The organism is Propionivibrio pelophilus DSM 12018 (assembly GCF_059569095.1).
This window is the reverse complement of the sequence record NZ_JCANUT010000010.1, coordinates 24,233-45,470: the sequence shown is the minus strand read 5'-3', so window position 1 is coordinate 45,470 and position 21,238 is coordinate 24,233. Positions and strand designations below refer to the sequence as shown.

The window sequence follows — 21,238 nt, the reverse complement described above, 5'->3', positions numbered from 1 at the left end:
TCCCCGCGCGCACTTCTTACTCCGGAGACCCCATGACGTTCCGCCTGGTTGCCCTCGATCTGGATGGCACGCTGCTCGACAGCAACCTGCAGATCCGGCAGCAAACCCTCGACGCTCTGCAACACATCCGGAAACGCGGCGTGCAGGCCATGATCGTCACCGGCCGCCACCACACGGCAGCCCGCGCCTACTGGCACCAACTGAATCTGGAACTGCCCGCAATCTGCTGTAACGGCACCTACGTCTATGACTTTAGTAATAATAAGCCACTCACCGGTAATCCACTAACCCGCAACGAGGCCCGCCTGCTGCTTTCGATCGTCCGCGAGCATCCGGTGCACGCCATGATTTACATCGACGAGGCGATGACCTACGAGACGCACGGCGCGCACATGACCGGCCTGCTCGGCTGGGCGGCCACGCTCCCCGAGCCGCTCCGCCCACGGGTCGAGCCGGTGGATTCCTTCGAGCGGGTGATCGACGAGGCCGGCGTGCTCTGGAAATTCCTGGTCGCCAGCGAAGACGTCGCCGCACTCGAACATTTCGAAAAGGTCATCCGCGGCCGCCCCGAACTGAGCTGCGTAAGATCCGCGGGCAATCGCCTCGACATCTCCCGCGCCGGGATCAGCAAGGGCCACCGCCTCGCCGAATTCATCGCTCAGCGCGGAATCGAGGCGCACGAAGTCATCGCCTTCGGCGACCAGAACAACGACAAGGAGATGCTCGAACTCGCCGGTCTGGGCGTCGCCATGGGCAACAGCCGCCAGGAAGTGCGCGACAGCGCCGACTGGGTGACCGGCTCCAACGACAGCGACGGCATTGCCGACGTGTTGCACCGTTTTGTCCTGGAGACCGCCGAGGCTTGCTGACAAGACAGTAACATTTGGATAAAATAAAATACTTTTGTAAAGCCACAAATCGTTAGCCTGGCCGATCCGACATCGCGCTGTTTTCGAACGCCGGCGGCCTGTTCCGTTTTCTTTCTCGCTTCAGGAGTGATGACACATGGTTTCTCAGGCTTCGCTGGCGAACGCCATCCGCGTTCTGTCGATTGACGGTGTACAGGCAGCCAACTCCGGTCACCCGGGCGCCCCGATGGGCATGGCGGAAATCGCGGTGGCGCTGTGGAATCGCCACCTGCAACACAACCCGGCCGACCCGAAGTGGGCCGATCGCGACCGCTTCGTTCTGTCGAACGGTCACGGCTCGATGCTCATCTACTCGCTGCTGAACCTGACCGGCTACGACCTGCCGCTCGACGAGCTGAAGAAATTCCGCCAACTGCACAGCAAGACCCCGGGCCACCCCGAAGTCGGCCACACCGCGGGCGTCGAAACGACCACCGGTCCGCTCGGTCAGGGCATCAGCAACGCCGTCGGCATGGCGCTCGCCGAGAAGCTGCTCGCCGCCGAGTTCAACCGCGACGGGCACGCGATCGTCGACCACTACACCTACACCTTCCTCGGCGACGGCTGCATGATGGAAGGCATCTCGCATGAAACCTGTTCGCTGGCCGGCACCTGGAAGCTATCCAAGCTGATCGCGCTGTACGACGATAACGGCATCTCCATCGACGGCCACGTCGACGGCTGGTTCACCGACGACACGCCGAAGCGCTTCGAAGCCTATGGCTGGAACGTCATCCGCAACGTCGACGGCCACGATGTCGACGCCGTCGACCGCGCCATCGCTGCCGCCAAGGCGCAGAACGACAAGCCGACGCTGATCTGCTGCAAGACCGTCATCGGCAAGGGCTCGCCGAACAAGGCCGGCACCCATGACGTGCACGGCGCCCCGCTCGGCAAGGACGAAGTCGCCGCCACGCGTGCGGCGCTGGGCATCACCGACGGCCCGTTCGAAGTGCCGCAGGACGTCCGCGCCGCGTGGGACGCACGCGACTCCGGCGCCAAGGCCCAGGCCGTGTGGAACGAGAAGTTCGCCGCCTACCGCGCCGCCTTCCCGGAACTCGCCGCCGAATTCGAGCGCCGCATGAAGGGCGAACTCGCCGCCGACTACGCTGCCAAGTCCGCCGAGACCCTGAAGGCCATCGTCGAGAAGGCCGAAGTCATCGCCACTCGCAAGTCCTCGCAGAACGCCATCCAGGCGCTCGCGCCGCTGGTTCCGGAATTCCTTGGCGGCTCGGCCGACCTCGCGCCGTCCAACCTGACAATGTGGAAGGGTTGCCGCGACGTGACGCCGGGCAGCATCGACCAGGGCGGCAACTACATCCACTACGGCGTGCGCGAATTCGGCATGGCCGCGATCATGAACGGTGCCGTCCTGCACGGTGGCTTCCGCCCCTACGGCGGCACCTTCCTGATGTTCTCCGAGTACGCCCGCAACGCCATCCGCATGGCCGCGCTGATGAAGATCAACCCGATCTACGTGTTCACCCACGACTCGATCGGCGTCGGCGAAGACGGCCCGACGCACCAGCCGGTCGAGCAGACCGCCACCCTGCGCATGGTGCCGAACCTCGACGTCTGGCGTCCGTGCGACAGCGTCGAAGCCTTCGTCGCCTGGCAGGTCGCCCTGGAGCACCAGCAGACCCCGACCGCGCTGATCCTCACCCGCCAGAACCTGGCACACCAGGCACGCGATGAGGCGCAGATCGCCGCCATCCGCAAGGGCGGCTACGTGCTGAAGGACTGCGCGGGTACGCCGAAGGCGGTGATCATCGCCACCGGTTCGGAAGTCTCGCTGGCCATCGAAGCACAGAAGGCACTCGCCGAGAAGGGCGTGCCGGTGCGCGTCGTCTCGATGCCGTCGCCGTTCCTCTTCGACCAGCAGGACGCCTCCTACCGCAGCGACGTGCTGCCGCGCGGCGTTCCGCGCGTCGCCGTCGAAGCCGGCGTCACCGGCTACTGGCGCCAGTACGTCGGCCTCGAAGGCGCGGTCGTCGGTATCGACCGCTTCGGCGAGTGCGGCCCTGCCGCGCAGGTCTTCGAATACCTCGGCGTCACTGCCGCCAAGGTCGCTGAAGCAGTCGAGGGCGTGATCGCCGCCTAAGGCAACGACAGCTCCGCTGCAAAGACCCGGTATGTTTTGCCGGGTCTTTTTTCATCCAACACACGGAATCTCTTCATGATTCTTTGCATCTGCCTCAGTCCCGGCCTGCAACGCACCGTAACGATCGACGCGCTGACTCTCGGCGAGGTCAACCGCCTGCAAAACGTCGTTGTGGACGTCGCAGGCAAGGGAGTCAATGCCTGCCGGGTACTCCAGCGCCTGGGACGGAATGCCGTCTGCCTGGGCCAGGGAGGAGACAACGGCGAGGAGATCCTAGCCCTCGCCGGCAAGGAAGGCCTCAACCTCCGACTGGTTCCGGCGTCCGGCATGCTGCGCACCTGCACCTCGGTCATCGAGATGAACACGAACGGCGGACGGCGGGTAACCGAACTCGTCGAACCCACCGCCCCTGTCGATGAGGCAAGCGTCAGGGCGATGGATGCCGCCTTCGCCGAACTGCTTCCCGACACGGGAGCGCTGATCATCGCCGGTTCGATGGCCCCCGGCTTTCCCGCCGGCTACCAGACACGTCTGGCCGAGCAGGCCCGGGCACGCAGCACCCCCGTCGCCATCGACCTGCAACAGGCGGCCCTGCGCGATGCGATGCAGACCGAGCCGGCATTGGTCAAGATCAATCTCGCCGAGTTCGCCGCCGCCTTCCTCGATGCGTCGTTCGCCGGCGGGGAGCACAGCGGCGTGCTGGCCGACACCACCCTCGCCCCGGAACTGGCAACGGCCGTAGCCGACGTCTCCCGCTGCTACCCGGCAACCACCTTCGTCCTCACCCGCGGCGCCAACAGCGTTCTCGCCGCTTCGTGCGGATGCCTGCGGGAGCACCCTGTACAACCGCTACCCGTCACGGAAACGCTCAGCACCATCGGCTGCGGCGATACTTTCCTGGCCGCACTGGTGTCCACGCTGCTTGCCGGGAACCAGCTGTCCGGCTCGCCCATCCCCGAAACCACGCTCGCCGCCGCCATCGACTTCGCCGCACACTGCGCCCAGTCGAGCGCGCGCACCCTGCGTCCCGGGTTCATGGAAGCGGGATTTCCACCCGCATGAGTGCGTCCGCGCCGGGCGCACATGACATAGAATCCCGGGCTTCCCCCGGATTTTTTTCAGCCTTTCACACTGTGCCCACCATGATCGACATCGCCGACTTCAGTTTCACCCGCATGCCGGAAATTCATTTCGGCCCCGGAAGACTTTCACTACTGCCAAGACTGATCGCCCAACACGGCAGGAACGTTCTGCTGGTCACCGGATCAACATCCTTCCTGCGTTCTGGCCACCATCAACGCCTTACTGACGAAATCGCTGCGGCCGGCATCCAGGCCCACCACTGTGCGGTCACCGGCGAACCCTCTCCCGAGTTTGTCGACACGACGGTCGCCAGTTTCCGCGACGCGCACATCGACTGCGTCGTCGGCATCGGTGGCGGCAGCCCGCTGGACGCCGGCAAGGCCATCTCGGCCATGCTGCCGCAGGAGGGGTCGGTCGTTCCGTTCCTCGAATGCGTCGACACGCGAAAACACGACGGGCGCAAGACTCCCTACATCGCCGTGCCGACCTCGTCCGGAACCGGTGCCGAGGCAACCAAGAACGCGGTACTGAGCAGCATCGGCGCGGACGGCTACAAGAGTTCGCTGCGCCACGACAACTTCGTCCCGGACATCGCCCTCGTCGATCCGGAGCTGACACTGAGTTGCCCGGCCGATGTCACCGCCGCCTGCGGTCTCGATGCACTGACCCAACTGCTCGAAGCCTATGTGTCGAGCAAGGCCTCGCCGATGACCGACGCCCTGGCGCTGAGCGGGCTGGAACACGTCGCCGCGGGATTCCTTCCAGCATTTGAAAATGGCGCGAACGATCTCGTCGCGCGCAGCCACATGGCCTACGCCGCCCTGCTCTCGGGCATCGTGCTGGCCAACGCCGGACTCGGCGTGGTGCACGGTTTCGCCGGGCCGATCGGCGGCTTCTTCCCGATTCCCCACGGCGTCGTCTGCGGCACGCTGATCGGCGCCGCCACGCAGGCCAACCTCCAGGCCCTGCGCCGTGATCCTGCAACAAACCGGATCGCGCTGGAAAAGCACGCCCGGGCCGGCGCCATCCTCTCGGGTGAAGCGCCGGCGACCACCGAAGCCGGCTGCGACCTGCTGCTGCAGACGCTCGACCGCTGGATCGCCGCCACCGGCATCGCAAAACTATCGGCCTACGGCGTCAGCCGCGACGATCTGCCGCGCATCCTCGACAAATCGAACAACAAGAACAGCCCGATCACGCTCGACCGTATGCAGATGCAGGCGATCCTCGAAGCCCGGCTGTAACGACGGAGAACACGATGGAGTGGTGGCTGGCCTACGTTGGACTGGGCGTTTTTTCTGGATTTTCAGCGGGGTTGCTGGGCATTGGCGGCGGACTGATCATGGTCCCGACCCTGACCATGATCTTCGCCTCGCAGAGCGGCTTCCCTGCCACCGAAGCCCTCCATATGGCGCTCGGTACCTCGATGGCCGCCATTCTGTTCACCTCGATTTCGAGCCTGCGCGCCCATCACCGGCACCGGGCCGTCCTCTGGCCGGTCGTCATGCAGATTGCCCCGGGCATCCTGGCCGGCACGCTGCTCGGCACGCAACTCGCTTCACGCGTGCCCTCGCGCCCACTGGCGATTTTCTTCACCGCCTTCGTCTGCTTCGTCGCGGCGCAGATGATCCTCAACCTAAAGCCCAAGGCGGCGAGGGAATTGCCCGGGCGTTTCGGGGTTTTCTGCACCGGCGTCGGCATCGGCTCGATTTCCTCGCTGGTGGCAATCGGCGGCGGCGCGCTGACCGTACCTTTCCTGAGTTGGTGCAACGTCAAAGTACAAAAGGCGATCGGCACCTCGGCCGCCGTCGGCTTCCCGATCGCCGCCGGCGGCTCGCTGGGTTATATCTACAACGGCTGGAGCCAACCGCAGTTGCCACCAGGCAGTTTTGGCTACATCTACCTTCCGGCACTGCTCTGGATGATTCCGTTCAGCATGCTCGCCGCCCCCTTCGGAGCGCGGACAGCGCACCGTCTCCCGGTCGCCACGCTGAAGCGGATCTTCGCCGGACTGCTGATCGTTCTGGCCGGACGCATGTTGTGGAAACTTTTCGCCTGAACGTGTAGTCCACCCGGCTCATCGTTTCCGCAAGATCATTATTCGCGCGACTACCGAATCGCTGCCTGCACGCCCATCTTTACCTACTTCGGATTTCCGCATTTGCTTGCTGGAGACTGGCTTTCGCCTTGCCTCACCCCACCCGGAAGAGTAGCATTGCGGGCTCACGGCGAGGTTTCAACCGCGTTACGGCGCCTGCTGCATCCGACTGACGACCGCATTTCTGGTTGAAAAAACGCCCAAAGTTTTTACTTCCTGAAAGGTAAAGTCATGTCCACCGAGAACAAGCCAGTCTTCGCGGATTCGTCGAATCTGGATGCATGGAAAAAAGCCGCATCGAAAACCGCTCCCGGCGGTGACGTAGAAAACATCAAGTGGGTCACCTCCGAAGGCATCACGGTCAAGCCGCTGTATACCAAGGCTGACGTTGCCGACTTGCCCTACACCGACACGCTGCCGGGCCTCGCCCCGTACATCCGCGGCCCGCAAGCCACCATGTACGCTGGTCGCCCCTGGACGATCCGCCAGTACGCGGGCTTCTCCACCGCCACCGAATCCAACGCGTTCTACCGCAAGGCGCTGGCCGCAGGCGGCCAGGGCGTCTCGGTCGCTTTCGACCTCGCGACGCACCGCGGTTACGACTCCGACAATCCTCGCGTCGTCGGCGACGTCGGCAAGGCCGGCGTGGCGATCGACTCGGTCGAGGACATGAAGGTGCTGTTCGACGGCATCCCGCTCGACAAGGTCTCCGTCTCGATGACCATGAACGGCGCCGTTCTCCCGGTCCTCGCCGGCTACATCGTTGCCGCCGAAGAGCAGGGCGTTCCGCAGGACAAGCTGTCCGGCACGATCCAGAACGACATCCTCAAGGAGTTCATGGTTCGCAACACCTACATCTATCCGCCGAAGCCGTCGATGAAGATCATCTCGGACATCTTCGGGTACACCGCGCAGCACATGCCGAAGTTCAACTCGATCTCGATCTCCGGCTACCACATCTCCGAAGCCGGCGCCAACCAGGCGATCGAACTGGCCTTCACGCTGGCCGACGGTAAAGAGTATGTCCGCACCGGTATCGAATCGGGTATGGACGTTGACGTCTTCGCTGGCCGCCTGTCGTTCTTCTGGGCCGTCGGCATGAACTTCTACCTCGAAATCGCCAAGATGCGCGCCGCCCGTCTGCTGTGGCACCGCATCATGTCCGGTTTCGGCGCCAAGAGCCCGAAGTCGATGATGCTGCGTACGCACAGCCAGACCTCCGGCTGGTCGCTGACCGAGCAGGATCCGTACAACAACGTGATCCGCACCACGATCGAAGCCATGGCAGCCGTCTTCGGCGGCACCCAGTCGCTGCACACCAACGCGCTCGACGAAGCGATCGCCCTGCCGACCGAATTCTCGGCACGTATCGCCCGCAACACGCAGATCGTCATCCAGGAAGAAACCAAGATCTGCAACGTCGTCGATCCGTGGGCCGGCTCCTACATGATGGAAAAGCTGACCCAGGAAATGGCCGACAAGGCGTGGACGATCATCGAAGAGATCGACAAGATGGGCGGCATGGTCAAGGCGGTCGAATCCGGCTGGGCCAAGATGGAAGTCGAGAAGTGCGCGGCCGAAACGCAAGCGCTCATCGACTCCGGCAAGAAGGTCATCGTCGGCGTCAACAAGTACAAGCTGGCCAAGGAAGACGCGATCGACATCCTCGACATCGACAACCACGCCGTGCGCGAGTCGCAGATCGCCAGCATCAAGAAGATCCGCGAAACGCGTGACGCCGCCGCCGTTCAGGCAGCCCTCGACGCACTGACCAAGTGTGCCGAGACCGGCGAAGGCAACCTGCTCGACCTGACCGTCAAGGCCATGCGCCTGCGCGCCACGGTCGGCGAAGTCTCGGATGCGCTGGAGAAAATCTTCGGTCGCTTCCGCGCCAACAACCAGACCATTTCGGGTGTTTACGGAGGTGTCGTGCAAGGTATCGAAACCTGGGAATCGATCAAGGCGGATGTCGAGCAGTTCGCCGCCGAGCACGGACGCCGTCCGCGCATCATGATCGCCAAGCTCGGCCAGGACGGCCATGACCGCGGCGCCAAGGTGGTGGCTACGGCCTATGCCGACCTCGGCTTCGACATCGACGTCGGCCCGCTCTTCCAGACTCCGGAAGAAGCCGCCCGTCAGGCCATCGAGAACGACGTGCATGCCATCGGCTGTTCGTCGCTGGCCGCCGGTCACAAGACCCTGGTCCCGCAACTCGTCCAGGCTTTGAAGGATCAAGGCGCCAACGACATCATCGTCTTCGCCGGCGGCGTCATCCCGGCACAGGACTACGATGCACTGTTCGCAGGCGGCGCCAAGGCCGTCTTCGGACCGGGTACCCGCGTCGAAGATTCCGCCCGCAAGGTTCTGGAAGAAATCAAGAAGGCCGCCAAGGCCTAAGCAACTAGGAGTAGCAGCAGATGGACGCGAGTGTTTCGACCACAGGCACACTGGAGGCCGCCGACCAACACCTGGTAGACGGCGTTCTGGCAAAACAGCGGCGAGCACTCGCTAAAACCATCACTCTGATCGAGTCTACCCGGGCGGATCACCAGCGGCGCGCGCAGAAAGTCATCGGCGCGCTGCTGCCGCACACGGGGCATGCCATCCGCGTCGGCATTTCCGGCGTTCCTGGCGCCGGGAAATCGACGTTCATCGAAGCCCTCGGCAATTACCTGATCGATCGGGGCCATCATCTCGCGGTTCTCGCGGTTGATCCTTCTTCTTCGGTTTCCGGGGGTTCCATTCTCGGCGACAAGACGCGCATGGAGTCCCTCTGTCAGCGCGTCGAGGCGTTCATCCGGCCCAGCCCGTCAGCGGGCTCGCTCGGCGGCGTCGCAGAAAAGACCCGGGAAGCCATGCTGGCCTGCGAAGCGGCCGGCTACGACGTGATCATTGTCGAAACGGTCGGTGTCGGGCAAAGCGAAACCACCGTCGCCGGCATGGTCGACATCTTCACGCTGGTCCAGTTGCCGAACGCCGGCGACGACCTGCAAGCCATCAAGAAAGGCATCGTCGAAATCGCCGACCTGGTGGCCATCAACAAATGCGACATCGATCCCAAGGCGGCAGCCGTCGCCCGCGCGCAATGGAAGCAGGCACTGCACATGCTGCGCCCCACGTCGCCCAACTGGCGCCCGCCGGTCATCGGCGTCAGCGCGCTCCACAAGGAAGGCATGGCCGAATTCTGGGGCGAAATCGAACGCTACCGGGAGATCACCACCCAGACCGGCGAACTCGCGACCAAGCGCCAGAAACAGGCGCTCGACTGGATGTGGAGCCTGATCGAATCCGGCCTGCATCAGATGTTCAAGCATCACCCGCAGGTGCACACGGCACTGCCGAAACTGTCCGCGCAGGTCGCCGACGGCGTCACCACGCCGAATGCCGCGGCACAGCAGTTGCTCGCCTACCTGGCCAAGCCCTAGCGCACGGCGCCAGGCTGGCCGGCGCCCACTCCATGCATCGCCTGACTAACTGACGATGGCATCTCGCCGCCGTCGCTGATGCAAACACGGTTGCGTCCCGACTGTTTCGCCCGGTAAAGCGCATTGTCTGCGCGCAATAGTGCCGCCTCGATGGTCGTTTCATCCGCCCCTACGCGCGACACGCCAATGCTGACCGTAATTTCCGGTAGTCCGCCGCCGAAATCGTGCGAGGCGATGGTCTCGCGCAGTCGCTCGGCGTGATGTTCCGCCGCAACGATGTCGGTTTCAGGCAGCAGGACCGCAAGTTCTTCGCCACCGATCCGCGCGGCCAGGTCGGTGTGCCGCAGGTTATCGCGCAGGATACCGGCGATCGCCCGGATGACGTTGTCGCCGGCGGCATGGCCGAAACGGTCGTTGATCGACTTGAAGTGGTCGATGTCGAGCATCTGCAAGGACAACGGATGGCGATAGCGCCGCGCCCGGAGAACTTCGGCACCGGCCTGCTCAAAAAAACACCGCCGGTTGGCGAGCGCAGTCAGACTATCCGACCGCGCCAGTTGCTCCAGCACGCGGTTGGCCTCGCGCAAGTCGGCATTGGCCTGGTTCAGCGCCTGCGTCCGCTCGGCCACGCGCGCCTCGAGCTGCTTGTTCAACGCTTCCAGGGCCCGTTGCGCCTGCAGGAACTGGCTCAGATCGCGCCCGGTCCCGCAGATGTGCGTCACCCGCCCCCGCGCGTCGGTCACCGGCACCAGCAGGGAGTGGAAGAGGCGCTCGACACCATTGATGACGGCTTGCTGACGAAAAAGCACCGTCCGGGCAGTATCACGGCATTCGAAGTAACCGGAAAGCAACTCATCCGCCTCACTGCCTTCGCCGAAGTAGGCGCGAAGCGACAGGCCCGGAACGATGCTTGCGTCGACCAGCCCTTCGGCCGGATTGACCGCAATGACCACGAAATCGTCGCCGACACATTCGCATAACCAGAATGGATCGTTCGATTTCTCCCACAGCTGGCGAAAGAAATCGAGCTCGACGTTCTGAGCCAAAGGGAAGTCCATGATTGCAGGAAGCACGGTCCGTTGTTTTTCCGCCATGATCGTTGTTTTGCCGTGGTCTGGCAACCTGACTGTCGACCGCAGCACCGGCACGGCCTCATCCAGCTGCGCTACACTTGCATCCTGCATTCTTCCAATAAAGGGCAAACATCATGGGAGACCAATTCCATTCGCTGGATCAGGCCAGGGCGTCCGCCATCGACATGGCGGTCAAATTCGGGCCGAAGCTGCTCGTCGCGGCCCTGATCCTTTTCGCCGGCTACCTTGCCGCCCGCTGGTGCGGGAAAATGACCGGCCGTCTGCTTGAGCGTTTCCGGCTCGAATTGCCGGTACGCGCACTGTTCGAGCGCATCGCCGAGATCGTGGTGTTCGGCCTCTTCGTGATCATGGCCATGCAGAACCTTGGCGTCGAACTCCTGCCGCTGGTCGCCGGCCTCGGTGTTGCCGGCGCTGGCGTCGCGCTGGCCCTGCAGGGCGTGCTCGGCAACGTCGTCGCCGGGTTGACCATCATCTTCACGCAACCCTTCCACATCGGCGACTACATCTCGATCGGCGACGAAGAAGGTGAAGTGCTCGAAATCAACCTGTTCACTACCACCCTCGGACACCCCGACCGGTCGCGGGTGGTCATTCCCAACCGCAAGATCGTCGGCGAAATCCTGCACAACTGCGGGCAGATCCGTCGTCTTGCCCTCTCCGTCAGCGTCGCCTACGGTACCGATATCGACGCGGCCCTTCAGCTGATCGAGTCGGTCCTGCAGAACAACCCGCGGGTGCTGCAGGATCCGAAACCGGTGATCGGCGTGGCCAGGCTGGCCGATTTCAGCATCGCGCTCAACATCAACCCCTGGGTGGCGGTCCCGGATTTCGAGCGCGCGACAAGCGAGATAAACCAGGCTGTGCTGTTATCCTTCCGCGAACATGGCATCGCAATTCCGTTCCCGCAGCGCGAAGTGCGCATGCTTCCGGCCACATGACAGCGATCTACCTTGCCGGTCCGGATGTATTCCGTCCCGACGCCGGGGATCTGGCGCTTCGCCACAAGGCCCTGTGCCAGCGTTATGGCTACGCGCCGCTCCATCCGTACGACCAGTCGGCCACAACGTCCGCGGGAATTTTCCGGACGAACGTGGCCATGATCAACGAGGCCGATGTCGTGCTGGCCAATCTGGATCCCTTTCGCGGACCGGAAGTCGACTCCGGCACCGCATTCGAAGTCGGCTTTGCTTCAGCGCTGGGAAAGCCGGTGATCGGCTATCTCACCCGGGGTGAAACACTGCGGGAGCGCGTTGCCCGGCTGCATGGCGAAACCCGTTACGACGCAGCACGGCAGGACTGGCGGGACCGCGACGAGCAACTGATCGAAGACTTCGGCCACCCGATCAACCTGATGCTCGCCGAAGCCTGCGCAGCCGTTGTCGTCGGCGGTCTCGAGGAAGCCCTGCACTGGCTGACCGAGCATCGCGCCGTTGGAGCTGCCGAAATCAGATGAACACACCGATGAACAGACTGATCTCCGCCCTGGCGTTTGCCGCCCACAAGCACCGCGACCAGCGACGCAAGGACATCGCGGCATCGCCTTACATCAATCACCCGATCGCCCTGGCCAACGTACTGGCCAACGAGGCCGGAATCGATGACGAAGCAGTGCTGATCGCCGCCGTCCTGCACGACACGATCGAGGACACCGACACGACCGTCGAAGAACTGACCAGCGAGTTCGGGCAGGTCATCGCCGATCTCGTCATGGAGGTCACTGACAACAAATCGTTGCCCAAGGCGGAACGCAAGCGACTGCAGATCGTTCACGCCGCGACCATCAGCAGGCCAGCGCAACTGGTCAAGTTGGCCGACAAAATCTGCAACCTTCGCGACATCGCCCTCAGCCCTCCGGCGGGCTGGTCGCTGGTCCGACAACAGGCTTATTTCGACTGGGCCCGCGCCGTCGTTGACGAGATGCGCGGCGTCCATCCGCGCCTCGAACTACTGTTCGACCGCGCCTGCGCCGAAAAACCGGTTTCGCCCTGAGATGCCACCCAGTCCGTCAGGCCTACCGACCCGAATCCTCGTCTGAATCGGGTTGTTCCTTCGAACAGGACAAACCCGGGTTTGTCGCCAGGTAGCCGGCCTGCATCGTATCGACTGCGGCCGACTCTGCAGGAGACAGGGGCCGGTAGTTGCGGCCGTACTTCCAGCCGTACCCCCAGCGATAGCTGGTATAGAAGTACGGTCCGCCACCGGCCCGAACGCCGGCGAACATGACGTCGGCCAAGGCGCGATTGTGGGTTGTCGCTTCGACACAATCGCGCAAAGCCTCATCGGCGGCAAGGCGCTCTTCCGCCGTGCCGCCGCGCCAGTAGGCCAGATCGTGAGCAACGCAGCAATGGCACCAGTCGTGGTTCGAGATGAGCGAATGGTCGGGGAACCGGCTGCATCCGTCGGTCGTGAATTTCCTGATCTCGATCTTGTCGCCTGAGGCAGCGCAGAGCAACGGGAAGGAAACGGCGAAGAACAACAACAGGGCACGGGAAGCGGACATAACGATGGAAACGGTTGGCCAGTGGCAACGAGTGGATTGGACGAATGACGAGGGCGCATCGTGCCCTGATCCAAACTGAATATCAACGCGTCACCCGCCGAATACCCCGGCCGCAGACAAACATCACATCGCGGCGGCGTCCCGCCATACCAGCCAGACGCGAAGATCGAACTCGAGCTGCGCATACGCCGGCTCCATGTGCCGGCAGAGCTGGTAGAACTCCTTGCCGTGGTCACGCGCCCGGAGATGGGCCAGTTCATGCACGACGATCATGCGCAGAAACGCCTCCGGCGCCTCGCGAAAAATCGAGGCGATGCGGATTTCGTTTTTTGCCTTGAGCTTCGCACCCTGCACGCGCGAGACACGCGTGTTCGTCCCCAGTGCCTGCCGGACGAGCTGCAGCGAATTGTCATAGACCACCTTGCTCAGCGGCGGCGTGTTGCGCAGGCACTCGTTCTTGATGGTCAGCACGTAGTCGTAAAGCACCCGGTCCGAGCGCACGGCATGGCGATGCGGGTATCTGCGCTGCAGTTCCTCGCCCAGCCGGCCGTCGGCAAGCAGATGCAGGACAGGCTCGACGAGCCCGACGGGATAGCCGGCGAGAAGTTCGGGGGTAGCGGACGAGGCAGATTGACTCATGGGGTGGTGCCGTCCGAGACGCACCCTGGGTGCTACGCAGGGGCGGGACGCATCCAAGTGTGATACGGCCCCGCATGATAACAGTGACTCCCGGCGAGAAGCCGCGAACGGAGAAAAACCCCATTCGCTTGCCGAATTTTATATAAATCAACAATTTATTTGCACAAACCGTTTTTTTCGTGCATAGTGTCGGCCAGCGATTGTCAAGTTCGTGTTGTTGTTCTCTGGTTAGCCCCTGCAGTTCTGCAGACCTCTTCCCCGTTTTCTGCCTCGCTTTCTTGATCCTCGCCTTCAAACAAGGGCTCGCCCCTTTCTACATTTTTTGGAAATACAGGAATATGGCAACAGGTACAGTCAAGTGGTTTAACGATGCCAAGGGCTTCGGCTTCATCTCTCAGGACAACGGCGGCGAAGACCTCTTCGCGCACTTCTCGGCGATCCAGTCGAAAGGTTTCAAGACCCTGAAAGAAGGCCAGCGCGTGACCTTCGACATCACTGAAGGACAAAAAGGCAAGCAGGCTTCCAACATCCGCGAAGCCGACTAAACCGCACTGCGGCCCATTTCGGCGGACAGCGTCCGCCCTTCTGCGCCACCGAGCAAACCCGGCCTATGCCGGGTTTTGTTTTTTCATTTTTTCCGGAGGCGTTCACATGGCCAAAGAAGAACTACTCGAAATGCAAGGCGTCGTCATGGAAGTTCTGCCCGACGCACGCTATCTCGTCCTGCTCGAGAACGGACATAAGCTGGTCGCCTACACGGCCGGCAAGATGCGCAAGCACAGCATTCGCATCCTCGCAGGCGACAAGGTGACGCTTGAACTCTCGCCATACGATCTGAGCAAGGGGCGCATCAACTTCCGTCATATCGAGGGCCGTAGCCCGGCCCCGGCGAGGACCCAGCGCCGGCGCTAAAGCCGCCCTCAACCGCGCCTTGAACCGCTATCCCGCCAACGGGAATTCGGCCACGGTCGCATACCCTGCTCCGCTCGTGCCGAGTTGCGAGCGCACCAGGACGAAGCGATCGCACTCCCAATTCATCGGGGCGGGTTCCGGCAACGCGGGATGGCTGTCGCCGACCTTGCGTACCAGAGTAAAGTGCGGCACGAACGACTGCGAGGCATCGCATGGCAGGGACGCCGCGAGCAATCGCTCGCGCAGGGCGTCCGCCAGTGCCTGCAATTCCGGAGGCGGTGACGCCCCCCCCACCCAGATCAGGCGGTTGTGGCGCCAGAACCCCAGACGGTCGACGGTCAGTTCAAAAGGCGTTGCCTTCACCTCGCGCGCCACATCCAGCACCGCCGGCAGTTGCGCCTCCTCGGCGTCGCCGAGAAACGCCAGTGTCAGATGGATCGTTTCCCGCCGGGTCGCGCGGCCGCCGAACCTTTTCGCGAGCATGGCGGCTTGCCCGGCGAGCGCTTGCGCGACCGACGCTGGCGGCCAGAGGGCAAAAAAGAGGCGCATGAAAGTCGAAAGTCAGTCGGCGCTCACTTCTTTGCGTGCGCCGGTCGAAACGCCTTGCAGAAGTCCGGATCGGCCTCCAGCCAGGCACCCTCGATCAGGTCGATGCAGTAGGGGATGGCCGGAAAGACCGCCTGCAGGCAATCGTCGATCGCCGAGGGTTTGCCGGGCAGGTTGACGATCAGGCAGCGGCCACGGATGCCCGCGGTCTGGCGCGAGAGAATCGCGGTCGGAACGAACTTCAGCGACGCCGTGCGCATCAACTCGCCGAAGCCCGGCAGCATCTTGCTGCACACGGCCTCGGTGGCCTCCGGCGTCACGTCGCGCAACGCCGGCCCGGTGCCGCCGGTCGTCACCACCAGGCTGCAGCCCTCCTTGTCCGCCATCTCGATCAGCGCCGCCTCGATCAAAGGCTGTTCGTCGGGAATCACCCGCGCGACAGCCTCCCACGGATTGGCAAGTGCCTGCGTCAGCCATTCACGGATCGCCGGTCCGCCCTTGTCCTCATAGTCGCCGCGGCTGGCGCGGTCGGAGACGGTCAGGATACCGATCCGGGCTTTCGTCGTTGCGTGCATGTTTGCCGTGTTCATGCTGCCACCTCCACAAAACCGGCCGCGTGCTGGTACAGGCTGCCGTCGAGCAGCTGCACCTGTACAACGTCGCCTCCCGCAAGGTTGCCGCTTTCCGCCGGAACGACAAGCAGGCCGTCAGCGCGGGCCATCGAGCAAAGATCGCCGCTGCTCTGCGAACCGGTGGACGTCGCCACCAGGCGGCCGTTTGCCTCCGTCGCCAGCGTGACACGGATGAATTCCATCCGTCCCGGGCGATGCTTGAGCGGGTGCGCCAGCGTCGCCACGACGATGCGCCGAAACAGGTTCGGATGGCCCATCATCCGGCGCAGCGCCGGCAGGACGAACTGTTCGAAGCAGACCATGCTCGACACCGGATTGCCGGGCAGGCCGAAGACCAGCGTACCGCCGCGCGTGCCGAAGGCCAGCGGGTGCCCGGGCTTCATCTCGACGCGCCAGAAATGCATGGTCACGCCGAGCGACTCGAGGGTCGGCCGCACGTGGTCGTGCACACCAACCGACGAGCCGCCGGAAACCAGCAGCACGTCGTAGTCAAGCCCCTGCCGGAGAAAGGCGGCAAGCTCCGCCGGGTCGTCGTGGGCAATGCCGAGGCGCACCGGCTCGATGCCCAGCGCCTGCAGTTGCGCCATCAGCGCATGGCTGTTCGATTCGGGGATCTTGTCGGCGTCGAACGGCGCCTCCAGCGCTTCGAGTTCGTCACCGCTCGAGAGGATCGCCACCCGCGGCCGGCGATAAACCGTGACGCGGGCGCGCTTGACGGTCGCCAGCAGGCCGATCACCCCCGGGGTGATTTCCGTGCCGGCGTGCAACACGACGTCGCCGAGTCGCATGTTCTCGCCGCGCACGCGGATGTCGTTGCCGGCCTTGACCGGCACGCTGATCTCGACGCTGTCGTCGGCAAGCATCCGCGTATCCTCGACGCGGATCACCGCATCGGCGCCGGACGGCACCGGCGCGCCGGTCATGATGCGCGCGCACTGGCCGCCGGCCACACTCTTCTTCGGCAGGTCGCCGGCCTTGATGTCCTCGATGACGGTCAGCAGCACGCCGCCGGTCGTCAGGTCGGCGCTGCGCACGGCAAAGCCGTCCATCGCCGAAACGTCGTACGGCGGCTGGTCGCGGTTGGCATGCACCTCCTCGGCCAGCACCCGGCCGAGCGCGCGCTCCAGGGGGATCTCTTCTCTGCCGCCGGTCTGGGCGAAGCCCAGGACGCAGGCTTGCGCCGCGCTGACCGACAGGTTGGTGTTCTCGCTCACTGTTTCACCTCATCTTCATGACGCCTCGCCGCCGCCAGATCGGCCGGCGTGTCGAGGTCAAAAAAACTGTGCAGGCCGGGATCGATCGCCTGCAACGTGCCTTCATCGACAAGGCAGACGCGCAGCCGGTCCAGCGCGGCGCGCAGACTGTGCTTGCCCGGCGCATCAAGCAGCGCACGGATCACCGGCAGCGCGTTCGTCGCATAGTAGGCCGCCAGCGGCTGCGGCACCCCCGCAATCACCGGCACGACGGCCTGAACCCCCTCGCGGCACATGGCCAGCTGCCGGATCACGTCCCGTTGCAGGAAAGGCATGTCGGCGGCGACGGCAAAGACCCAAGGCGTTTCCACCGAAGTCAGGCCCGCGCAAAGCCCGGCAAGCGGCCCGCCCGCAGACTGTTCGTCACACACCTGCGGCACGGCGACGTCGGGTCGCGGCGTGCGCACACTGACGACGACGCGTGGGAAGACGTCCTGCATCCGCCCGACCACGCGGTCGAGCAGCGTCATCCCGCCGAAGTCCAGCCCGGGCTTGTCCACGCCCATCCGGCGCGACTCGCCGCCGGCCAGCACCAGCGCCGTGCAGTCGGCGATCACGACGCGCGGGAGAGCAGGAACTCGGCCACCCCCGCCGCGTCGTCGAGCGCGAAGTGCGGCAGCTCGGGATAGACCTCGGGGCAGTCGGTGACGATGGCGATCAGTCCGTCCTCGATGGCGCAACGCGGCGGCTTGTCGTTGGCGCGGCGCAACACCTCGATCTTGGGACCGGCGGCGTGCGAGAACCCCTCGGCGAGTACCACGTCGGCTTCGCCGAGGAAGCGTTCCGCCAGCTGCAACGGCTCGCGGCGATCAACGGCGTCGGCCACCAGCTGCAGCGCGGTGGTGGTCACCAGCATGCTCATCTCGGCCCCGGCGTTCTTGTAGCGCCAGCTGTCCTTGCCTTCTTTGTCGAGCTCGACCTTGTGATGCGCGTGCTTGATCGTCGCCACCCGCCGGCCGCGCTCCGTCAGCTTCGGAATGAGTTTTTCGACGAAGGTCGTCTTGCCGGAATTGGAGTGGCCGACGAAGATGAATACGGGAGGGATCATAGGGTTCCTCAGGGATGCGGCGTCACCCACGCGTCGCCGCTCGGGGTGATTTCCTTCTTCCAGATCGGCACGCGTTCCTTCAGCTCGTCGATCAGCCAGCGGCAGGCCTCCAGCGCCGGGGCGCGATGTTCGGCGCCGGTGGCGATGAAGACGATGTTGTCGCCAGCGCGGACGGTGCCGAGCCGATGCACTATGCGCGCGTCGAGCAGGCCAAAGCGTTCGATGGCCTCGGTGCGCAGTTTCTGCAACTCGGCCAGCGCCATCGGGCGGTAGGCGTCGAAGCCGATCTCGCAGACCTCGCGGCCTTCGGAGAAGTCGCGCGCGCAGCCGAGAAAGGTGGCGATGCCGCCCATGCGCGTGGAACTGGCGCGCAGGGCGCGGACTTCCTCGTCCTGAAAAAAGTCCTCCAGTTGCAGTCGTACCGCGTCGCTCATCTCAGCCTCCGGAAAAACGCGACATGAAGACGATCTCCGCGCCGTCGGCCAGCGGCGTGTGGACGTCGTCGCGCACCCGTTCGCCGTTCACCGCGGTAATCGAGACCAGCGCGAAGGCTTCGGGATAACGCGGCTGCAGTTCATCGCGGACGTCCTGCCAGCACATCCCGGCGCGGAACGGCACGGCGATCTGGCGCTCGCCGACGCGGTCAGCCACCGGGCCGAAAAACAGTACCGTGATCATTTCGTCTCCCCGCGCACCCATACGCCGCTCTTGCCGCCGCGTTTCTCGTCGAGTTGCACGTGTTCGATGCGCATGCCGCGGTCGATGGCCTTGCACATATCGTAGATAGTGAGCAACGCGGCACTCACCGCGCACAAGGCCTCCATCTCGACGCCGGTCTGCCCGACGCAGGTCGCCGTTACCGTGGCCCTGATCCCGACGCAGCCTTCGCGGTCGCCTTGCGCAATTTCGGCAAAAGCCACCTCGACGCCCGAGAGCGGCAGCGAATGGCACATCGGGATCATCTCCGGGGTGCGCTTGGCGGCCATCACCGCAGCGACATCGGCCACGGCCAGCACATTGCCCTTGGCGAGCGTGCCGGCACGAATGCGTTCCAGCGTTGCCGGCTGCATGCGCAGGACCCCGCTGGCGATGGCGACGCGGCGGGTCTCGTCCTTGCCGGAAACGTCGACCATGCGCGCCCGCCCGGTCGCGGAAAAATGGGTGAAATCCTGGGTTTCGTTCAAGGCCATTCCTGTCTGGCGGCGCTCAGCCGCCGATATACGACATTTCGATTTTCTTTACCGGCAACGCTGTCGCCTCATGGCGCAACTGCGAGTAGCGGTCACCCCGGCGCGACCAAAGTGCGACGACTCGCTCGCGCAACTGGTGATCATCCTCGCCGCCGCGCAGCGGCGTACGTAGATCGTAGCCCTCGTTGGCGAAGAGGCAAGTATAAAGGCGACCATCGGTCGACAGGCGCAGGCGGCTGCACTCGTGGCAGAACGCCTGGGTCACTGAGGCAATCACGCCGATCTCGCCGCCGCCGTCGGCGAACGCCCAGCGCCTGGCGACTTCGCCGACGTAGTTCGGATCGACCGGCCGCAGCGGATGCTCGCGGTCGATCCGCGCCAAGATGTCCTGCGCGGTCACGACGTCGTCGAGGCGCCAGCCGTTGGTGGTGCCAACGTCCATGAATTCGATGAAGCGCAGGATCACGCCGCTGTGCCGGAAGTGCCGCACCAGCGGCAGGATCTCGCTTTCATTGACACCGCGCTTGACCACGGTGTTGACCTTGACCGGGGCGAGGCCGACGGCCTGGGCGGCGGCGATGCCGTCGAGGACACGACCGACGGCGACGCCAGAGTCGCTCATCTGCCGGAGCACCTCCGCGCTCAAGGCATCGAGACTGACGGTGAGCCGCGTCAGGCCGGCGTCCTTCAGGCTGCGCGCCTTGGCGGCGAGCAGCGTGCCGTTGGTGGTCAGTGCGATTTCGACGGGGCGGCCGCGGCCGTCCTCAATCCGGGCCAGTTGTTCGACCAGCCGCTCGACGCCGTGGCGCAGCAGCGGCTCGCCGCCGGACAGGCGCAGCTTGCGCACGCCTAGCCCGACGAACAGCCGCGCCAGCCGGGTGATCTCCTCGAAGCTGAGCAGTTCGGCACGTTGCAGAAAAACGAAATCCTTGCCGAACACCTCCCGTGGCATGCAGTACGTGCAGCGCATGTTGCAGCGATCCGTCACCGAGATCCGAAGATCGCGCAACGGGCGATGAAGAGTGTCGGTGACGAAGGGAAACGCCTCGCTCAATCAGTGCTCCATGCAGAAGTCAGGAGGGCGGCTTCGGCATACGCATTACAACCGCCCGGGTCAGGTCGACCCATCCCGATCATGGCAGGTTCCCTGCCTTACTTTCCCTTTTCCTCGCCCACTCCCAGCGGTGCCGGGTGGAAAATTTCCTGCGTCACGCCGCCCTTCTCAGCTCCGATCGACTGCTCGACGCTCGGCAGGCGGTGGGCGATACCCTTGTGACAGTCGATACACGTCTGCCCCGCGTTCAGCCCTTCCTGGTGGACTTCCGCCGCGCGACGGCTCTGCTTGGCGTAGTCAAAACTCTGATCGTCGTGGCAACCGCGGCATTCGCGCGAATCGGTCTCCTTCATTCGTGCCCACACGGCTTCGGCCATCTTCGAGCGATAGGCATCGAATTTCTCCGGCGTGTCGATGGTACCCAGGATGTTGTGATAGACGTCCTTCGAGGCGCGGATCTTGGCATACATCTTCGGCCCGAACGCTTTCGGCACGTGGCAGTCCGGACAGGTCGCCCGCACGCCGGTGCGGCTGGAGGCATGCGTGGTCAGACGATATTCCTCGTAGGAGTTCACCCGCATCTCGTGGCAGGAGATGCAAAACTCCTCGGTATTGGTCGTTTCCAGCGCGTAGTTGAAACCGATCCACGACGCCATACCAGCGACGAAGAGCAACCCGACGCCGATCCAGCCCAGCGCATGAAAGCGCCGCAACAGGCTGGCAGCCACACTCTTGATCTTGTCCATTTTCATGTT

25 protein-coding genes are annotated in these 21,238 nt (G+C 64.1%); 12 read left to right on the top strand and 13 right to left on the bottom strand.

From position 1 onward, the window contains the following. Positions 1–32: 32 nt before the first annotated feature. The 7 genes from BO74_RS06790 to meaB all read left to right on the top strand — a co-directional run bounded on the left by BO74_RS06790 (position 33) and on the right by meaB (position 9,615). The gene (locus BO74_RS06790) at positions 33–869 is read left to right on the top strand and encodes a pyridoxal phosphatase (protein WP_496441017.1); all 837 of its coding nucleotides are present in this window, start codon (positions 33–35) and stop codon (positions 867–869) included. 136 nt (positions 870–1,005) lie between these two features. Next, positions 1,006–3,009 (top strand): transketolase, encoded by a 2,004-nt coding sequence (gene tkt / locus BO74_RS06785; RefSeq protein ID WP_496441016.1) that lies wholly within the window; start codon positions 1,006–1,008, stop codon positions 3,007–3,009. Positions 3,010–3,084: 75 nt separating this feature from the next. Next, positions 3,085–4,071, top strand: coding sequence for a 1-phosphofructokinase family hexose kinase (locus BO74_RS06780; RefSeq protein ID WP_496441014.1), 987 nt, complete (start codon positions 3,085–3,087; stop codon positions 4,069–4,071). A gap of 80 nt (positions 4,072–4,151) precedes the next feature. Then, the gene (locus BO74_RS06775) at positions 4,152–5,336 is read left to right on the top strand and encodes an iron-containing alcohol dehydrogenase (RefSeq protein WP_496441013.1); all 1,185 of its coding nucleotides are present in this window, start codon (positions 4,152–4,154) and stop codon (positions 5,334–5,336) included. A gap of 14 nt (positions 5,337–5,350) precedes the next feature. Further along, positions 5,351–6,151 (top strand): sulfite exporter TauE/SafE family protein, encoded by an 801-nt coding sequence (locus BO74_RS06770; protein ID WP_496441012.1) that lies wholly within the window; start codon positions 5,351–5,353, stop codon positions 6,149–6,151. A gap of 270 nt (positions 6,152–6,421) precedes the next feature. Then, positions 6,422–8,587, top strand: coding sequence for a methylmalonyl-CoA mutase (gene scpA / locus BO74_RS06765; protein ID WP_496441010.1), 2,166 nt, complete (start codon positions 6,422–6,424; stop codon positions 8,585–8,587). Positions 8,588–8,607: 20 nt separating this feature from the next. After that, positions 8,608–9,615: a methylmalonyl Co-A mutase-associated GTPase MeaB gene (gene meaB / locus BO74_RS06760; RefSeq protein ID WP_496441008.1), complete on the top strand. Its 1,008-nt coding sequence runs from the start codon at positions 8,608–8,610 to the stop codon at positions 9,613–9,615. Here the strand turns inward: meaB and BO74_RS06755 are convergent. Then, positions 9,612–10,709 (bottom strand): sensor domain-containing diguanylate cyclase, encoded by a 1,098-nt coding sequence (locus tag BO74_RS06755; protein ID WP_496441006.1) that lies wholly within the window; start codon positions 10,707–10,709, stop codon positions 9,612–9,614. The genes meaB and BO74_RS06755 overlap by 4 nt on opposite strands. Before the next feature lie 113 nt (positions 10,710–10,822). Between BO74_RS06755 and BO74_RS06750 the strand changes: the two genes are divergently transcribed. From BO74_RS06750 to BO74_RS06740, 3 genes are read left to right on the top strand one after another with little or no spacing between them, the layout of a single operon-like run. Continuing rightward, positions 10,823–11,647 (top strand): mechanosensitive ion channel family protein, encoded by an 825-nt coding sequence (locus tag BO74_RS06750; protein WP_496441005.1) that lies wholly within the window; start codon positions 10,823–10,825, stop codon positions 11,645–11,647. Continuing rightward, positions 11,644–12,162 (top strand): nucleoside 2-deoxyribosyltransferase, encoded by a 519-nt coding sequence (locus BO74_RS06745; protein WP_496441004.1) that lies wholly within the window; start codon positions 11,644–11,646, stop codon positions 12,160–12,162. The genes BO74_RS06750 and BO74_RS06745 overlap by 4 nt, the downstream gene beginning before the upstream one ends. Positions 12,163–12,170: 8 nt before the next feature. Then, on the top strand, positions 12,171–12,698 hold the full coding sequence (locus BO74_RS06740; RefSeq protein WP_496441002.1) for an HD domain-containing protein: 528 nt from the start codon (positions 12,171–12,173) through the stop codon (positions 12,696–12,698). A 22-nt stretch (positions 12,699–12,720) separates the two neighbouring features. Here the strand turns inward: BO74_RS06740 and BO74_RS06735 are convergent, their stop codons facing one another. Then, the gene (locus BO74_RS06735) at positions 12,721–13,209 is read right to left on the bottom strand and encodes a hypothetical protein (protein WP_496441001.1); all 489 of its coding nucleotides are present in this window, start codon (positions 13,207–13,209) and stop codon (positions 12,721–12,723) included. A gap of 123 nt (positions 13,210–13,332) precedes the next feature. Further along, positions 13,333–13,848 carry a M48 metallopeptidase family protein gene (locus tag BO74_RS06730; RefSeq protein ID WP_496441000.1) on the bottom strand — a complete coding sequence of 172 codons (516 nt, stop codon included), beginning with the start codon at positions 13,846–13,848 and terminating at the stop codon, positions 13,333–13,335. 338 nt (positions 13,849–14,186) lie between these two features. Between BO74_RS06730 and BO74_RS06725 the strand changes: the two genes are divergently transcribed. Together BO74_RS06725 and infA are read left to right on the top strand one after the other, a co-directional pair. After that, complete coding sequence (locus BO74_RS06725; RefSeq protein ID WP_305075729.1) at positions 14,187–14,393, top strand: cold-shock protein; 207 nt, start codon at positions 14,187–14,189, stop codon at positions 14,391–14,393. 106 nt (positions 14,394–14,499) lie between these two features. Next, positions 14,500–14,760, top strand: a complete 261-nt coding sequence (gene infA, locus BO74_RS06720; protein ID WP_496440999.1) for a translation initiation factor IF-1 — start codon at positions 14,500–14,502, stop codon at positions 14,758–14,760. A 27-nt stretch (positions 14,761–14,787) separates the two neighbouring features. Here infA and thpR read toward each other — a convergent pair whose 3' ends face one another. The 10 genes from thpR to BO74_RS06670 all read right to left on the bottom strand — a co-directional run bounded on the left by thpR (position 14,788) and on the right by BO74_RS06670 (position 21,235). Further along, the gene (thpR, locus tag BO74_RS06715; RefSeq protein WP_496440997.1) at positions 14,788–15,309 is read right to left on the bottom strand and encodes an RNA 2',3'-cyclic phosphodiesterase; all 522 of its coding nucleotides are present in this window, start codon (positions 15,307–15,309) and stop codon (positions 14,788–14,790) included. A gap of 23 nt (positions 15,310–15,332) precedes the next feature. Further along, a complete protein-coding gene (gene mog / locus BO74_RS06710) occupies positions 15,333–15,896 on the bottom strand; it encodes a molybdopterin adenylyltransferase (RefSeq protein WP_496440996.1) in 564 nt (187 codons plus the stop codon). Beyond that, positions 15,893–17,152 (bottom strand): molybdopterin molybdotransferase MoeA, encoded by a 1,260-nt coding sequence (locus BO74_RS06705; protein WP_496440995.1) that lies wholly within the window; start codon positions 17,150–17,152, stop codon positions 15,893–15,895. Before BO74_RS06705 ends, mog begins: the two co-directional genes overlap by 4 nt. Then, positions 17,149–17,748 carry a molybdenum cofactor guanylyltransferase gene (gene mobA, locus BO74_RS06700; RefSeq protein WP_496440994.1) on the bottom strand — a complete coding sequence of 200 codons (600 nt, stop codon included), beginning with the start codon at positions 17,746–17,748 and terminating at the stop codon, positions 17,149–17,151. Before mobA ends, BO74_RS06705 begins: the two co-directional genes overlap by 4 nt. After that, positions 17,745–18,239 (bottom strand): molybdopterin-guanine dinucleotide biosynthesis protein B, encoded by a 495-nt coding sequence (gene mobB / locus BO74_RS06695; protein WP_496440992.1) that lies wholly within the window; start codon positions 18,237–18,239, stop codon positions 17,745–17,747. Before mobB ends, mobA begins: the two co-directional genes overlap by 4 nt. 8 nt (positions 18,240–18,247) lie before the next feature. After that, positions 18,248–18,673 (bottom strand): molybdenum cofactor biosynthesis protein MoaE, encoded by a 426-nt coding sequence (locus tag BO74_RS06690; RefSeq protein WP_496440991.1) that lies wholly within the window; start codon positions 18,671–18,673, stop codon positions 18,248–18,250. 1 nt (position 18,674) lies between these two features. After that, complete coding sequence (locus BO74_RS06685; RefSeq protein ID WP_496440989.1) at positions 18,675–18,917, bottom strand: MoaD/ThiS family protein; 243 nt, start codon at positions 18,915–18,917, stop codon at positions 18,675–18,677. Further along, positions 18,914–19,429 carry a cyclic pyranopterin monophosphate synthase MoaC gene (gene moaC / locus BO74_RS06680; RefSeq protein WP_496440988.1) on the bottom strand — a complete coding sequence of 172 codons (516 nt, stop codon included), beginning with the start codon at positions 19,427–19,429 and terminating at the stop codon, positions 18,914–18,916. The genes BO74_RS06685 and moaC overlap by 4 nt, the downstream gene beginning before the upstream one ends. Before the next feature lie 16 nt (positions 19,430–19,445). After that, on the bottom strand, positions 19,446–20,483 hold the full coding sequence (gene moaA, locus BO74_RS06675) for a GTP 3',8-cyclase MoaA (RefSeq protein ID WP_496440986.1): 1,038 nt from the start codon (positions 20,481–20,483) through the stop codon (positions 19,446–19,448). 98 nt (positions 20,484–20,581) lie between these two features. Further along, the gene (locus BO74_RS06670; RefSeq protein ID WP_496440985.1) at positions 20,582–21,235 is read right to left on the bottom strand and encodes a NapC/NirT family cytochrome c; all 654 of its coding nucleotides are present in this window, start codon (positions 21,233–21,235) and stop codon (positions 20,582–20,584) included. Positions 21,236–21,238 lie beyond the last annotated feature (3 nt).

Coding starts and splice junctions, on each gene's coding strand:
- mobB (WP_496440992.1), bottom strand. CDS start 18,239: ATGATCCCTCCCGTATTCATCTTCGTCGGCCACTCCAATTCCGGCAAG.
- BO74_RS06730 (WP_496441000.1), bottom strand. CDS start 13,848: ATGAGTCAATCTGCCTCGTCCGCTACCCCCGAACTTCTCGCCGGCTAT.
- BO74_RS06780 (WP_496441014.1), top strand. CDS start 3,085: ATGATTCTTTGCATCTGCCTCAGTCCCGGCCTGCAACGCACCGTAACG.
- BO74_RS06770 (WP_496441012.1), top strand. CDS start 5,351: ATGGAGTGGTGGCTGGCCTACGTTGGACTGGGCGTTTTTTCTGGATTT.
- thpR (WP_496440997.1), bottom strand. CDS start 15,309: ATGCGCCTCTTTTTTGCCCTCTGGCCGCCAGCGTCGGTCGCGCAAGCG.
- BO74_RS06690 (WP_496440991.1), bottom strand. CDS start 18,673: ATGAGCGACGCGGTACGACTGCAACTGGAGGACTTTTTTCAGGACGAG.
- BO74_RS06790 (WP_496441017.1), top strand. CDS start 33: ATGACGTTCCGCCTGGTTGCCCTCGATCTGGATGGCACGCTGCTCGAC.
- BO74_RS06775 (WP_496441013.1), top strand. CDS start 4,152: ATGATCGACATCGCCGACTTCAGTTTCACCCGCATGCCGGAAATTCAT.
- BO74_RS06725 (WP_305075729.1), top strand. CDS start 14,187: ATGGCAACAGGTACAGTCAAGTGGTTTAACGATGCCAAGGGCTTCGGC.
- BO74_RS06670 (WP_496440985.1), bottom strand. CDS start 21,235: ATGAAAATGGACAAGATCAAGAGTGTGGCTGCCAGCCTGTTGCGGCGC.
- BO74_RS06740 (WP_496441002.1), top strand. CDS start 12,171: ATGAACAGACTGATCTCCGCCCTGGCGTTTGCCGCCCACAAGCACCGC.
- BO74_RS06750 (WP_496441005.1), top strand. CDS start 10,823: ATGGGAGACCAATTCCATTCGCTGGATCAGGCCAGGGCGTCCGCCATC.
- BO74_RS06755 (WP_496441006.1), bottom strand. CDS start 10,709: ATGGCGGAAAAACAACGGACCGTGCTTCCTGCAATCATGGACTTCCCT.
- meaB (WP_496441008.1), top strand. CDS start 8,608: ATGGACGCGAGTGTTTCGACCACAGGCACACTGGAGGCCGCCGACCAA.
- mog (WP_496440996.1), bottom strand. CDS start 15,896: ATGAACACGGCAAACATGCACGCAACGACGAAAGCCCGGATCGGTATC.
- infA (WP_496440999.1), top strand. CDS start 14,500: ATGGCCAAAGAAGAACTACTCGAAATGCAAGGCGTCGTCATGGAAGTT.
- scpA (WP_496441010.1), top strand. CDS start 6,422: ATGTCCACCGAGAACAAGCCAGTCTTCGCGGATTCGTCGAATCTGGAT.
- moaC (WP_496440988.1), bottom strand. CDS start 19,429: ATGGCCTTGAACGAAACCCAGGATTTCACCCATTTTTCCGCGACCGGG.
- BO74_RS06685 (WP_496440989.1), bottom strand. CDS start 18,917: ATGATCACGGTACTGTTTTTCGGCCCGGTGGCTGACCGCGTCGGCGAG.
- BO74_RS06735 (WP_496441001.1), bottom strand. CDS start 13,209: ATGTCCGCTTCCCGTGCCCTGTTGTTGTTCTTCGCCGTTTCCTTCCCG.
- BO74_RS06745 (WP_496441004.1), top strand. CDS start 11,644: ATGACAGCGATCTACCTTGCCGGTCCGGATGTATTCCGTCCCGACGCC.
- tkt (WP_496441016.1), top strand. CDS start 1,006: ATGGTTTCTCAGGCTTCGCTGGCGAACGCCATCCGCGTTCTGTCGATT.